Annotated in this window: 14 protein-coding genes; 5 read left to right on the top strand and 9 right to left on the bottom strand. The window is 59.5% G+C overall.

Features of this window, described 5'->3' with window-relative positions; translation table 11 throughout:
- The first annotated feature begins 176 nt into the window (after positions 1 to 176).
- Positions 177 to 1,013 (top strand): amidohydrolase, encoded by an 837-nt coding sequence (locus tag AAE029_RS11705; RefSeq protein WP_371073012.1) that lies wholly within the window; start codon positions 177 to 179, stop codon positions 1,011 to 1,013.
- Positions 1,014 to 1,066: 53 nt separating this feature from the next.
- On the opposite strand, the gene tal is transcribed toward AAE029_RS11705, so the two are convergent.
- Entirely contained in the window at positions 1,067 to 2,032 is a 966-nt protein-coding gene (gene tal, locus AAE029_RS11700) for a transaldolase (protein ID WP_371073011.1), read from the bottom strand.
- Between the two features lie 435 nt (positions 2,033 to 2,467).
- Here tal and AAE029_RS11695 point away from each other — a divergent pair, with 435 nt between their 5' ends.
- A complete protein-coding gene (locus tag AAE029_RS11695) occupies positions 2,468 to 3,451 on the top strand; it encodes a sugar-binding transcriptional regulator (RefSeq protein WP_371073010.1) in 984 nt (327 codons plus the stop codon).
- A gap of 25 nt (positions 3,452 to 3,476) precedes the next feature.
- On the opposite strand, the gene AAE029_RS11690 is transcribed toward AAE029_RS11695, so the two are convergent.
- Entirely contained in the window at positions 3,477 to 4,349 is an 873-nt protein-coding gene (locus AAE029_RS11690; RefSeq protein ID WP_371073009.1) for a methylated-DNA--[protein]-cysteine S-methyltransferase, read from the bottom strand.
- 66 nt (positions 4,350 to 4,415) lie between these two features.
- Complete coding sequence (locus tag AAE029_RS11685; protein ID WP_371073171.1) at positions 4,416 to 4,913, bottom strand: DUF2244 domain-containing protein; 498 nt, start codon at positions 4,911 to 4,913, stop codon at positions 4,416 to 4,418.
- Here AAE029_RS11685 and nth point away from each other — a divergent pair.
- Positions 4,912 to 5,715, top strand: a complete 804-nt coding sequence (gene nth, locus AAE029_RS11680) for an endonuclease III (protein ID WP_371073008.1) — start codon at positions 4,912 to 4,914, stop codon at positions 5,713 to 5,715. The genes AAE029_RS11685 and nth overlap by 2 nt on opposite strands.
- Before the next feature lies 1 nt (position 5,716).
- Here nth and AAE029_RS11675 read toward each other — a convergent pair whose 3' ends face one another.
- Complete coding sequence (locus AAE029_RS11675; protein WP_371073007.1) at positions 5,717 to 6,292, bottom strand: TetR family transcriptional regulator; 576 nt, start codon at positions 6,290 to 6,292, stop codon at positions 5,717 to 5,719.
- 82 nt (positions 6,293 to 6,374) lie between these two features.
- Here AAE029_RS11675 and AAE029_RS11670 point away from each other — a divergent pair, with 82 nt between their 5' ends.
- The gene (locus tag AAE029_RS11670) at positions 6,375 to 6,797 is read left to right on the top strand and encodes a VOC family protein (protein ID WP_371073006.1); all 423 of its coding nucleotides are present in this window, start codon (positions 6,375 to 6,377) and stop codon (positions 6,795 to 6,797) included.
- Between the two features lie 138 nt (positions 6,798 to 6,935).
- On the opposite strand, the gene AAE029_RS11665 is transcribed toward AAE029_RS11670, so the two are convergent.
- The gene (locus tag AAE029_RS11665) at positions 6,936 to 7,649 is read right to left on the bottom strand and encodes a sulfate transporter family protein (protein WP_371073005.1); all 714 of its coding nucleotides are present in this window, start codon (positions 7,647 to 7,649) and stop codon (positions 6,936 to 6,938) included.
- A 242-nt stretch (positions 7,650 to 7,891) separates the two neighbouring features.
- Between AAE029_RS11665 and AAE029_RS11660 the strand changes: the two genes are divergently transcribed.
- Complete coding sequence (locus AAE029_RS11660) at positions 7,892 to 8,743, top strand: MurR/RpiR family transcriptional regulator (RefSeq protein ID WP_371073004.1); 852 nt, start codon at positions 7,892 to 7,894, stop codon at positions 8,741 to 8,743.
- Positions 8,744 to 8,914: 171 nt separating this feature from the next.
- Here AAE029_RS11660 and AAE029_RS11655 read toward each other — a convergent pair whose 3' ends face one another.
- The 4 genes from AAE029_RS11655 to AAE029_RS11640 form a co-directional block, all read right to left on the bottom strand.
- A complete protein-coding gene (locus tag AAE029_RS11655; RefSeq protein WP_371073003.1) occupies positions 8,915 to 10,498 on the bottom strand; it encodes an FGGY-family carbohydrate kinase in 1,584 nt (527 codons plus the stop codon).
- Between the two features lie 34 nt (positions 10,499 to 10,532).
- Positions 10,533 to 11,201 carry an HAD family hydrolase gene (locus AAE029_RS11650; protein ID WP_371073002.1) on the bottom strand — a complete coding sequence of 223 codons (669 nt, stop codon included), beginning with the start codon at positions 11,199 to 11,201 and terminating at the stop codon, positions 10,533 to 10,535.
- Between the two features lie 37 nt (positions 11,202 to 11,238).
- Positions 11,239 to 12,720: a mannitol dehydrogenase family protein gene (locus AAE029_RS11645; RefSeq protein ID WP_371073001.1), complete on the bottom strand. Its 1,482-nt coding sequence runs from the start codon at positions 12,718 to 12,720 to the stop codon at positions 11,239 to 11,241.
- Positions 12,721 to 12,819: 99 nt separating this feature from the next.
- Complete coding sequence (locus AAE029_RS11640) at positions 12,820 to 13,818, bottom strand: ABC transporter ATP-binding protein (RefSeq protein ID WP_371073000.1); 999 nt, start codon at positions 13,816 to 13,818, stop codon at positions 12,820 to 12,822.
- Position 13,819 lies beyond the last annotated feature (1 nt).

Here is a 13,819-nt window from a genome sequence, read left to right as displayed (position 1 = left end):
AAGGAAACTCATTCATAATTGTCGCAGGCATGACGGAGGAATCCGAGACATAAAGCGCCCGCGCGTCAAATGCGGTGCGCATAGAGCGCGCTAGAACTTTGAATCTGCTGCATGATTTTGACCTTGAATCGATTTCGATTTAAGGGATTATGCATTAGCATGGATGGGAGAGAGACATGCTTTTCGACACGCATCTGCACGTCATCGACCGCAAAAGGCTGAATTACCCCTGGCTAGCCGGTGCGGCCGCGCTTGATCGTGATAGCCTCTATGAGGACTACGCCCGCGATGCCCTCAGATGCGGCATATCCGATGTTTTCCACATGGAAGTGGATGTCGCGGAAACCGACATCCAGACAGAGACGGACTACGTCAAGGAACTAAGCGCGAAGCCCCCGAATCTGATCCGCGGCGCCATCGCCTCCTGTCGGCCGGAAGAGCTGGGCTTCGGGCCTTATCTCGAGCACGCTCTTGCCGATCCTTTCATCAAGGGCTTTCGCCGCGTGCTGCATGTCGTCGCGGATGACGTCTCCGAGCGACCGCTGTTTCGCGAGAACATCAGGCGCCTTTCCGGTACACGGCTGACCTTCGACCTCTGCGTCTTCCCGCATCAGTTCGACCGCATCCGAAGGCTGATAGACCTCAACCCGGATGTCCGTTTCATTCTCGATCATTGCGGTAATCCCCCGATCAAGGAGGGGATGAGTGATATCTGGCACAAGGGCATCACAGAATTTGCGCTGAGGTCGAATGTCGTTGCCAAAATCTCAGGCGTCATCGCCTATGGCGACCTGGAAAACTGGACCGTGGAGAGCCTCAGACCCTATGTAGAGCACGTGATCGAGGCCTTCGGCTGGGATCGGGTCATCTGGGGCAGCGACTGGCCTGTCTGCAGTTTGGGCGGTGGCCTGACGCCTTGGGTGGCGGCAACCCACGCGCTCACCGCCGGCTGCAGTGCGGCGGAACGCGACAAGCTCTACCAGGCGAATGCCAGACGGATCTGGGCGATATAAGAAAGGCGCGGTGCTATAGCTGCCGCGCCTTATTTCGTTACGAACGATCGCTTTTACGCGGCAGCGAGCTGCAATTCCTTGGCGACCATGCTGCGCAGGGCGACCAGGTCCTTGGCGAAGGCGCGAATGCCTTCGGCAAGCTTTTCGGTCGCCATCGCATCTTCGTTCAGCATCCAGCGGAAGGTCCTTTCGTCGACGGTGACCTTCGGTTCAGACTTCATCTTGTCCGGCGAAAGCTTGCGCTCCAGCTTGCCTTCATCCTTGGACAGCTCGTCCAGCAGTGCCGGGCTGATCGTCAAACGGTCGCAGCCGGCAAGTGCTTCGATCTCGCCGACATTGCGGAAGGAGGCGCCCATGACAATCGTCTTGATGTCATTCGCCTTGTAGTAGTTGTAAATATCGCGAACCGACAGCACGCCCGGATCTTCCTCGGCAGTGTAATCCTTGCCGGTTGACTTCTTGTACCAGTCGAGGATGCGGCCGACGAAGGGCGAGATCAGGAAGACCTTGGCATCGGCGCAGGCAATCGCCTGGGCCTTGCTGAAGAGCAGCGTCAGATTGCAATCGATGCCGTCCTTCTGCAGGACTTCTGCGGCGCGAATGCCCTCCCAGGTCGAGGCGAGCTTGATGAGAATGCGGTCGCGCTCAATGCCGCGTTCCTTGTAGGCGGCGATGATGCTGCGCGCCTTGGCGATCGAAGCTTCCGTGTCGAAGGAGAGATCGGCGTCGACCTCGGTCGAGACACGACCGGGCACGAGCTTCACCAGGGCGCTGCCGACGGAGATGGCCAGACGATCCGCGACGGCTGCGGCGACGGCATCGGGATTGCCCGACTGCTTCTTGCCCCAGGCGATGGCTTCCTTGACCGTGTCGGCAAACATCGGCGTTCCGAGTGCCTTCAGGACGATCGTGGGATTGGTCGTGCAGTCGACCGGCTTGAGCCGGGCGACAGCTTCGATATCACCCGTATCGGCGACAACCGTGGTCATGTCGCGAAGTTGGTCAAGCTTTGAAGTCATGATCTAATCCTTTTTCAACTTGAGCTGTTCGACCGGCACGATCATACGCCCGGTAATAAGTTCATTTCGGTCACGTGTCTTGCATGCTGTGGGCGACTTCGCGCCTCTTCATCGCGGATAGAGTTAATATAGGATATTTCGCCAAGGTTCCCATCCATTGGCACGACGGCCAAGCGGAAAATATCTCATCCTTCTGTGCAAGTTCTGTCCTCGCGCCAGTCGCCAGCAAAATGCGGCGAATTGCTCCGCAATTCCGCGTTCCCCCCGAACGGTCAGGACCGACTGATGAGCACTATCGCCAATCCCGTCATCAAAAGTCAAGGGACATTTGTCCAATCCATTTGACATAAGTTTCATATAAAAGAATATCAACAATGAGATGCAGCTGACGCCGGTTTGGCTTAAAACAGGCAAAAATTTCGCATTGGAGGACACGTGGTCAAGCTCAGACGTGGCACGCACACCACCTATTCGGAAGCAGCATCGCTGAGGCTGCGGGCCGCCTGGCTCTACTATAACCAGGGTCTCACACAGAAAGATGTCGCCGAGCAGCTCGGCATCAGCCGCTCGACTGTCATTCGCCTGCTTGATGAGGCAATGAAGCGCAGCGAAGTGCAGATCTGGATCAATGACAGCATCGACGACTGCGTGGAAATGGCTGTCCGACTGGAGCGCGCCTATCAGCTGGATGAAGCGATCGTCGTTCCCGCGCCGCCTGGCGAAGATGTTAATGCCTATGCGAAGAGTGTCGGTCTCGCGCTCGGCCAGTTCCTGTCCGAGGCCATACCGGATAACTACACGATCGGGGTAGGCTGGGGCCGCACCATGACGGCCTCGCTTTCGAGTTTTCGCCCGCCCCGGCGCGACAACTGCAAGGTCGTGTCTCTTCTGGGCGGCATCGTCGCCGTCCATCAGACCAATCCGATCGACTACACCTGGCGGCTGGCGAGCCAGCTCGGTGCAGAGTGCTACATGTTCCTGGCACCGCTGCTGGTCGATTCGATCGAAACGAAGCGCAATCTCATCGAGAAGTGCGGTCTCGACACGATCTATGGTCTCGCTGAAAACCTGGATCTCGCGATTGTCAGTTGCGGTGATATCGGACCGAATTCGACATCTCTTTCGGAGGGATTCATTTCAAAGGCGGAGCTGAACCAGCTGATCGCGGCAGGCTGCGTCTGTGACACGATGTTCACCTTCCTCGACAGGGACGGGAATTCGATCGACCATCCGATCAACCGACGCGTCATGTCTGTCGATCTCGACACGCTGAAGAAGGCGAAACATATCGTCATCTCCTCCGGCGGCGCACATCGCGCCGTTGCGATCCGCGCCACCATAAGGAGGATCGGCTGCAACACGCTCATCACGGACGAGAGCGCCGCCAGGGCACTGCTCGAACTGGAAGCGACGGCTTAGAGCGCGGCGCGTTCTAACTTTTCGATTAGGCCTGACCGGCTTCCCAGCCGAGCATCGCCCGCTTGCGGGTGAGACCCCAATGATAGCCCGTCAGGTCGCCATTCTTGCCGAGGGCGCGGTGGCAGGGCACGACGAAGGAAACCGGGTTCCGGCCGACGGCCGCGCCGACAGCGCGCACGGCCTTCGGCTGGCCTATATCATTGGCGATGTCGGAATAGGTGACGGCGCGACCGAATGGTATCTTCAGAAGGCTTTCCCAGACGCGGACCTGGAAGTCGGTGCCGATCAGAACCACCCGCAACGGCTGCTCGCTCAACCATTTCGACGGTTGGAAAATCCGTTCCGCATAGGGAGCAGTTGCCTGCAGGTCCTCCACATATTCGGCATTCGGCCAGCGGCAGGTCATATCCTCCAGACAGGCCTTCTCATCGCCGGAATCGCTGAAGGCAAGGCCGGCCAGGCCGCGATCGGTGACCATGATCAGCGCAAGGCCGAAGGGCGAGATATGGAATCCATAGCGGATGACGAGCCCACCGCCCTTCGCCTTCCATTCTCCGGGCGACATGGCCTCGTGCGTGACGAAGAGATCGTGCAGCCGTCCCGGACCGGAGAGCCCGACTTCGAGCGAGGTTTCAAGCAACGGCATATTTTCCGTGCGCAGCAGCCGCTTGGCGTGATCGAGGGTGACGGCCTGCAGGAACGCCTTTGGCGACAGCCCCGCCCAGCGCGTGAATGTCTTCTGCAATTGCGTCGGCGACTGGTCGAGCCGCGCCGCAATCGTCTCCAGCGAGGGCTGGTCGCGATAGTCCTCGGTAATAAGTTCGATGACCTTCCGAACGGTCTCGTAATCGGGACCCTCGGGCGTGATGTCTTTCTTGAGGTTTGCTATCATATTCATCGTACTTCTCCTTGTGGCGATAACACCACGAAGGAGGCGCACAAACCACCCGTTTCTTGCCTGATCCTATATACGCCGCTTTACCGTCGCCAGTGCACCTTTGAAGGCCTTGGCAAAACTCTCCCTGTCTTCCGGATTAAGGAAGGAACCGACATCGGTGCGCCGGCCCTCGCCAAAAATGTGCATGGACAGAATACCTATCTCTTGGTGTCGGCGCACGAAGAAGCGAGCCCAGAAGGGATTGAACCGGTGCTCCACCATGCGGCCGGAAGGAGAGAATTTGCGCACCGAGACGCTCGTGTGCGAAACCGTCACCTCTTCACGCGCCTTCCCGGATCGGTAGTTCAGCCAAAAGGCGCCGTAGAGTAATACGAAATCAAAACCGAAGAAAAAGCCGATCGGCCAAGCTCCGCTGGCGATGAAAAATATCCCGTAGATCAGGCAGACAACGCCCGACAGCAGGAGGAGCACTTTGAAGCCCCTCCGTCCCAGCGACCGGTAAGGGAAGAGCTCCGCTGCAAAAACCGGCGGTTCGTTGCCGCTGTTGCCGTTGCTTTCCATCATGGCTGATGAGTATAGATTTTCCATGGCAAATCCGAAAATCAAATCCAGCACCCAAACCTTACAAAAGTCAAATGGGTCCACACGCCGGAAGGCGGCGGTGCCACGCAGCGCCTATTCCAAGGCGGAGATCGAGGAAATGTTCCGGCGCTTTTCGATCCAGCGACCGGAGCCGAAAGGTGAACTGGAGCACACCAATCCCTTCACCCTCGTCGTCGCGGTGGCGCTCTCGGCGCAGGCGACCGATGCCGGCGTCAACAGGGCGACCCGCGCCCTTTTCAAGGTTGCCGATACGCCGCGCAAGATGCTTGACCTCGGCGAGGAGCGGTTGCGCGATTACATCAGGACCATCGGCCTCTACCGCAACAAGGCGAAGAACGTGATCGCGCTCTCGCAGAAACTCGTGGACGATTTCGGCGGCGAGGTTCCGCGCACGCGCGAAGAATTGGTGACATTGCCAGGCGTTGGCCGCAAGACCGCCAACGTCGTCCTCTCCATGGCCTTCGGCCAGGCGACGCTCGCGGTCGACACGCATATTCTGCGCATCGCCAATCGCATCCGCCTCGCGCCCGGCAAGACGCCGGACGAAGTCGAAGAGCGGCTCGTGAAGGTGATCCCCAGGCACTATCTCCGTTACGCCCATCACTGGCTGATCCTGCATGGGCGCTACTGTTGCAAGGCGCGGCGCCCGGAATGCGAGCGCTGCGTCATTGCGGATCTTTGTAAATTCCCCGACAAGACCGCCGAGCTGCCGGCGCCGCTGGTTGAATTACCGCCGCAGGTGATCGGCGCCCAGAGCGGATGATCTAGGCATCTAAGCCGTCTAGCAACATCGCGATTGCCCTTTCATAATCTTCGCGGTCGCCGCCGGCCCGGATAGCAAGCGCAGCGCGATCGAAGGCGGCAGAGAGCAGCACCGTCAGCGGGTCGAGCAGATCGTCCGATTTGCCGGCCTCGGACAGAAATGCGGCAAGACCTGCGCGCAAGGTCGCTTCCGCATTCTCTCTGTCGATCGCACCGAGATCATCAGGGCCAAGCACGGCCGGACCATCCAGCAGCAGAAGACGGGTGCGCCCTTCGACCGACATCGCATCGAAATAGGCGGAAGCCCCGGCAAGCAGCCCCTCGCGGGCTGAACGCGCCGGTTCGGCCCCTTCTTCGATGGCTGCGGCAACCGCCCTGGCCTCCCGCTCGATGACGGCGCGGAAGAGCGCCTTTTTGTCTTCGAAATGATGATAGAGCGCGCCCCTTGTCATGCCTGCGGCCGCGACGATGTCGGGAGTTGCGGTCTCGGCATAGCCCTTTTCGACAAACAGCGTTCGGGCGGCTTCCACCAATGCCTGTCTTGTCGTTTCGCTTCGTTCACGATTGCTGCGGCTCAAATTGCACCTTTACATACAGACTGCATGCATGTTATTAATTCAATACATGCAGAATGTATGTTATTTCACGGTGGAGGAAAAGATGAAAACGACGAGCTATTATCCCGTCCTCATGACCGACGATGTTGCCGGCACAGCGGCCTTCTACTGCACCCATTTCCGTTTCGCGCCGCTCTTTTCGACCGGCTGGTATGTGCATCTGCAATCGGTCGAAGATCCGAACGTGGCGCTCGCCATCCTCGACGGTAGCCATGAAACCATACCGGAGAAGGCCCGCGGTAAGGCCGCCGGACTGCTTCTCAACTTTGAGGTCGAGGACCCGGATTCCATCTATGACGCCTGTCGTGCCGCCGGCCTTCCGATCCTCACCGAACTTTGTGATGAGGATTTTGGTCAGCGGCATTTCATCACCGCCGATCCGAACGGCGTGCTGATCGATGTCATCAAGCCGATCCCGCCTAACGCCGAATATGCGGCGATCTACGAGGCATCAGCCCTCCCCTAAACCGCGCACAGTTTTCGGCATCCCCAGGGAGCCGGATGATTTCAGGTCGAATCGACCTGAAATCTGAATCCGCCTCTCAATCAAAGAGTTAGAGCGGGATGTCGCCCGAAAACCGCGCACACTTTTCGGCATCCCGCTCTACCCGCGGAAAGCCGGATCCTTTTGCGAGATCAGCTTGTGCAGATGCACCATCATGCCAGCGGCAAAGAGCGGGGTCAGCAGGTTGACGATCGGGACTGCCAGGAAAGCGGCGATCGCGAGTCCTGCGAGAAAGACGGTCGGGGCATGCTTGGCGCGGAAGAGCCGCGCCTCCTGCGGCGGGCGGAAGCGCATGGCCGCGAATTCGAAGAATTCCCGCCCCAGTAGGTAGCCGTTGACAAGGAAAAAGGCGATCAGATTGACGCCGGGGACGAACAGTAGCAGCAGCGCAATGATGTTGCCGAGGATGATGACACCGAGAAACTTGATCGAGCTTAGCATCGCCATGCCGATGGGCAGGGCAGTGCCGGGCGCATCGGCTGGATAATCACGCTTCTCGACCACTTCTGCGACATCGTCGAGAAACAGGCCCGCAATGATCGCCGTCACCGGTGAAAGCAGCAGGGCAAGCGCCAGCGCGAGACCGATACCGGCCAGAATCCCAAAGATGAACGCAAGCCATCCCGCCCAGTCCGGAATATCCGGAAAGAATCCCTCCATCCATGGCAAGGCGAACGCGAAAAATAGGCTGCGCAACGCGAACCAGAGACCGACCAGCGCCAGCACGGTAAGACCGAGCACCTTCCAGAATACCGAACGCGTTTCCTGCGCGAAAAGATTGATGGCGGCGAGCCGCGCGGCTTCAAGAATCATTCTCAATCCCCTGCCTATCCGCCCGTGATGTAGGAGGCGGCAGTGCTGCAGGCAAGGGATCATCCCACAACGGGACAAATCAACGGACCGTTGTAATAAAGTAATATCTAATATATATTGAGTCGCTTTTTCTAAACAAAACGCAACCCTATGAAGCAACTTCCGGAATAACCAGTACGCGGTAATCTACCGCCGCGTTTCCTGTCCGAGTATCGCCGGAAGAAGTCTTCAGCGAGGCAGCCTTGGAAGATCTTGTACAGAAGCTCCGGCACTATTCGAAATCGGGAACGCCGGCAGAGCGGCGGATCGCAAGGTATTTTTCCGAGCATATGAACGAACTTCCTTTTGAAACTGCCGCTTCCGTTGCAGACAGGCTCAATCTCAGTCCGATGACCGTTGGCCGCTTCCTGCGCACCCTCGGCTATCAGGGGCTTGACGGCATGAAGGTTCAGATTCGGGAAACGTCTCCCCCGCTTTGGTCGCCATCTGTCTCCAATGAAAACCTACGAAAGAACGCCGCAGAAGGGAACTGGCTGGCAGGCGTCATCACCGAGCAGATCGACGCTCTGCATCAGCTCTACAATCTGACAAGCCAACCGCAATGGCCGGATGCGGCCAACACAATTCTATCTTCGAGCGAGGTTTTCGTGGCGGCTCATCCTCGCCATGCCGGCATCGCCCGCCATCTCTGCGAGAGGCTCGCGCTGGCGCGCGACCGCGTCTATCGCCTCGATGGTATGAACGGCAGCTACGCGGAGCTGCTTGCGCATCAGGGGTCGGAGGACGCCCTTCTGATCGTCATCGATTGCAATCGATTCGTGAAATCCCGCCTTCTTGCGCGCGCCGCCCGCCGCTCCGGCTGCAAAGTGCTTCTGGTGACGGGCCGATACACCACCTGGGGCCAGGAATACGCCCATATCACGCTCGCCTTGCCGCCTTTGCGCTCGGAAGCCGCCGACAGCATGGTCGCTCTGACCGCGCTTCTCCACTGTCTCGCTGAGACCGTGATTGCAACCGCGGGAACGGAAGCGGAGATCCGCGGCCGCCGCATCGGCGAACTCGAGACCCTGTTTGCCGATATGCCGCCGCGATAGCCGATTTCAATAGGTTGGAGCGGGATGCGGGCGGAAAACCGCACACAGTTTTCCTCATCCGGCTAATGCATGTCGCGCAAAAGTGTGCAGCGGTTTTGCGGCAACGACATGCATGAAAACAACAAGCTAAAGCCTGTCGCGCGAATCCCTTTTCACGCGACAGGCTTTAGCTTACTCCATCGCTTCCAGTTCTGAGCGATGACGATACATGGCAAGGAACCGGCGATAATCGCGATCGTAGGAGGCCTTTCTGGCGGGATCCGGCAGGCGCTCGTGCCCGCCGGGATACATGGCGGCACCGGCCGCGGCGAGATCCCGATGGAGACCGCAGGCAACGGCAGCGGCTACCGCCGTCCCCAAAAGCACCGCTTCGTTCATCTTTGGAACGATGACCTTGCATCCGGTGACATCCGAATAGAGCTCCATCAGGACCGGATTCTTCACATGGCCGCCAGCCACGTGCAAAGTGTCGAGCACATAGCCGTAGTCGTTCATCGTCTCCAGAATGTGCCTGATGCCGAGCGCGACGGCGACGCCGGTACGCCAGTAGAGGCGGCAGAGCCCGTCAAAGGAGGTATCGAGCGTCAGGCCGCTGATCACGCCGACCGCATGCGGATCGGCAAGCGGCGAGCGGTTGCCATGAAAATCCGGCAGAACGTGAATGCGCGAGGCGAAATCGTCACCCTCGGCCTCTCTGAGTTCCGCGATTCGTGCGACGATACGCTGATGGAGCGCCGCGGTCGGCTCGCCGCCGGCGGCATGCATGCGCACGATATGGTCGAGCAGGGCACCCGTTGCCGATTGCCCGGCCTCGACCAGCCAGGACTGCGGAAAGACCGCCTCGTAATAAGGCCCCCACATGCCGTGGCTCGGCTTGCGGTCTCGCGAAAAAGTGACGATGCAGCTTGAGGTGCCGGCGATGAGCGCAAGCTGATGCTCGCGTCCGGCCGGATCTCCCGCATAGCCGGCAAGCACACCGAGGGCGCCCGCATAGGCGTCGATCATGCCGGCCGAGACATGGCAATCGGGATGAAGGCCGAGCGCGGATGCAGCCGCCGGCGTCAGCCTGCCGACGCTCCCGCCGACCGCTGCGGTATCTTCCGGCAGGTTGCCGCGCTCCCGAAGATCATCGAGCCCCGTCTGCGCCAAAAAGTCGGCCTGCCAGCCGGGACTCTTATGGGCCAGATAATTCCACTTCGCAGTCAAAGTGCAGCGTGAGCGCGCAAGCGATCCAGTCGCCTTCCAGGTCATGAAATCGGCGAGATCGAAGAAATGGCCGGCCCGTGCCCATGTGTCGGGCAGGTTCTTCTTCAGCCACATGAGCTTTGGAATTTCCATTTCCGGTGACATGAAGTGGCCGGAATGCTCCAGCACCGGATGCTGCGTGGCTGTGCAGAAATCCGCCTCCTTCAAGGCGCGATGATCGAGCCAGACGATCGTATCGAAACGGCTCTCGCCACCGGTCGAAACACTGATCGGCATCCCGTCCCGGTCGCGCACCACCAGCGAGCAGGTTGCATCGAAGCCGATCGCGCCGATCGCAGCAGCCTCCACGCCCGCCTGTTCCCGTGCCTTCCGGACCACCACGCAGACAGCAGACCAAATGTCCTCGGAATCGTGTTCGGCGTGGTTTTCGCGCGGACGGTTCATCACGATCGGATGCTCGGCCTTTCCAAGCAGCTGCCCGCGAGCATCGAAAACGCCGGCGCGTGCACTGCCCGTACCGATATCCACCGCAACCACATGATCACGCATGAAGAATAAGCCCCGTCCCTACCGAGTTTCGCTCTCAATATTTTCGGACAAGGTGTATCAAATCCGGCATGGCGTCAAACACGACTTCGGGGGAAAGTCGATCGAGCTCGGCGCGATAGCCGTCGACATTGGCATGCGAACCACCCACAAAAGCGAAGACCGTCATACCAGCCGCTTTGGCTGCAGCGATACCGGCGGGGCTGTCCTCGACGACGACGCACTCGCCCGGAGAAACGTGCATCTCGCGCGCCGCATGGAGAAAGAGGTCAGGAGCGGGTTTGCCCCGCTTGACCATCGTCGCGCTAAAGATATTCGGCAGCTTGTCGAGTAAGCCGGTCACGGAAAGCGAAAGGCGGATACGCTCGACCTGGCTCGATGAGGCGACGCATCGCGGAATATCCAGTGCGTCGAGCGTCTGCGCTATTCCGCCGATCGGCTTCAGTTCGGTGCGGAAGCGCGCATAAAGATCGTTGCGGATGCGATCGAGAAACTCCTGTCCGGCATGGACGTTGAACTCGGTCTCCAGCGTGTCGATGACGGTTGCGAGGCTGCGGCCGAGAAAGCGCTGATAGGCTTCCTCCTCCGTCATTTCGACCCCGAAATCATTCATTGCGCCGACCAGAACCCTGACGGAAATCGGCTCACTGTCGACCAATACGCCATCGCAATCGAAGATCACCAGCCGTTTTCCCGCTTCCGCCATGAGAGACCCAATCTCGGTTCAGTTCGGATGTCGTAGATTAGACTGCCAGTTTGTTGTCGAGATAAAGCTGCAGCGTCTCGCGCGTGCCCTTTTCCCACAGGGTTTTCAGCGCATGCGCGAAGCGCTTGCGGAAGAGATCGGATTTTGCGACGTCGCCGAAGATATCGTCGAAGACCAGAAATGCTCCCGGATCGTCCTTCGCCTTGAGCGCTGCGGCATGAAGCCGGTCGGCGCTGGCGTCGTTGAAGACGATACCCTTGCCGCTGTCGGACGTGCCGGCGAAGTAGCGGCACCAGAGTGCGGAGACCAGGGAGAGACCGATGACGTCCTCGCCGCGACGGAGCCGATCCGCCGTTGACGGCAGGATGAATTTCGGCTGACGGTTCGAGCCGTCCTGGGCAAGGCGCGGAATCGTGTCGGCGATCTTCGGATTGAGGAAGCGGTGCTCGATGAGCTTGAAATAATCCTGAAGCACCGTGTTGGGCACCGGCGGCACGATCGGAATGATCTCATCGTTTTCGAGCTTGGCGAGGAAAGCGCGGATCAGCGGATTTTCCATTGCCTCATGCACGAAGTGAATATCCATGAGCGCTGACGGGTAGGCGATCGCCGCATGCCCGCCGTTGAGGATCCGGATCTTCATCAGCTCATAGGGCGCGACATCCGGAACGAAGGTGACGCCGGCCTTTTCGAGCGCGGGTCTGCCTGCGGGAAAATTATCTTCAAGCACCCACTGCTTGAACTCCTCGCAATAGACCGGCCAGCTGTCTTCGATGTCGAAGACCTCCTTCAAGAGATCGATCTCACGGCTGCCGGTCGCCGGCGTGATGCGGTCCACCATGGAATTCGGGAACGCGACATTGGCCTTGATCCAGTCGGCGAAGGCCGGGTCGGAGAGTCTGGCTGTGCCGACGACGGCCGCCGACGTGACGGCACCGTTATGCGGAATATTGTCGCAGGACATGACGGTGAAGGGTTGCAGGCCCTTGTCGCGCCGCGTCTTGAGGCCGGCGACGATCAGTCCGAAAACCGTCTTCGGTGCCGCAGGGTTCTGACCGTCGGCAACGATTGCCGGATGCGCGGGATTGAACTTGCCGGAAGCGTCGATGAAATATCCGCCCTCAGTGATCGTCATGGAGACGATGCGGATGGCGGGATCCGCAAGCCTCGCGATGATCGCTGCGGCATCGCCCGTCGGTAGGATATCGATCATTGGCGCTGTGACGCGCGCGGCGGTCCTGTTGTTGTCCTGCTCGACGACCGTCGTCAGGAAGTCCTGCGACGCAAGTTTTTCGCGCATGACCGCATCTGACGGCAGGACGCCGGCGCCGACGATCGCCCAGTCATGGTCATGCCCTGCGTTGAAAAGATCGTCGAGATAGATCGCCTGATGCGCCCGATGGAAGTTGCCGACGCCGAAATGGACGATGCCGGCCGAGAGCGACGCCCGGTCATAGGTGGGAACGGCAGCGGTCGCGGCGGCCTGTTGAAGCGTTGCCAGCGATAATTTGCACGTCATTGTCTCATTCCTCTTGAAGGTATGCGCGCCGGACGGGATACAGTCGTCCGGCTCTGTATGTCCGCCTCCCCGCGGGCCACGCGGGGAAATGCATTGGCCTCAGATCGCCAGTCCGTTTTCATTGAAACGATGGAGGCGAGCCTTGTCTGGAGTCAGGAATACGGTATCGCCGGCCTTTGCCGCGAAGTCACCGCCGCCGCGCGCCGTGATCGGACCGATGTCCTCGACATCCACATGCAGGAAAGTATCGGCGCCGAGATGTTCGGCGACCGTGACCTTGCCCTTCCATTCACCAGCCTGCATCGAAAGCGCGACATGCTCGGGCCGGACGCCGATCGTATGGGCGCCGGCGGCTTTCGCTTGTGTGCCATTGATGAAATTCATCCGCGGCGAACCGATGAAGCCGGCGACGAAGAGATTGGCGGGATTGCGGTAAAGCTCCAGTGGCGAGCCGACCTGCTCGATATTGCCGCGATTGAGGACGACGATCTTGTCGGCCATGGTCATGGCTTCCACCTGATCATGGGTGACATAAATCATCGTCGTCTTGAGCTGCTGGTGCAGTTCGCTGATCTCAAGACGCATATTGACGCGCAGCGCCGCATCGAGATTTGAAAGCGGCTCGTCGAAAAGAAAGGCCGAGGGTTGGCGCACGATGGCACGTCCGATCGCCACGCGCTGGCGCTGGCCGCCGGAAAGCTGACGCGGTTTGCGTTCCAGATAGTCCGTGAGATTGAGCACGCGGGCGGCATCGGCCACCTTGCGGTCGATTTCCGCCTTGTCTACGCTGGCCATCTTCAGCGGAAAAGCGATGTTGTTCCTGACGCTCATATGGGGATAGAGCGCGTATGACTGGAACACCATGGCAAGACCGCGTTCGGACGGCGCCTTGTGAGTGGCATCCTTGCCGTCAATGACGATCTTGCCGCCGGTGACATCCTCCAGTCCGGCGATTAGGCGCAGCAGGGTGGACTTGCCGCATCCGGAGGGACCCACGAAGACGACGAATTCGCCGTCTCTGATGTCGAGATCGATGGAAGGGATAACCCTGGCCTCGCCGAAGACCTTCGAAACCTTTTGAAGCGTGATGCTGCCCATG

Source organism: Sinorhizobium sp. CB7 (assembly GCF_041357635.1).
Lineage (GTDB): Bacteria > Pseudomonadota > Alphaproteobacteria > Rhizobiales > Rhizobiaceae > Rhizobium.
The sequence above is the reverse complement of the archived record's forward strand: the minus strand, read 5'-3'. Positions and strand labels throughout refer to the sequence as shown.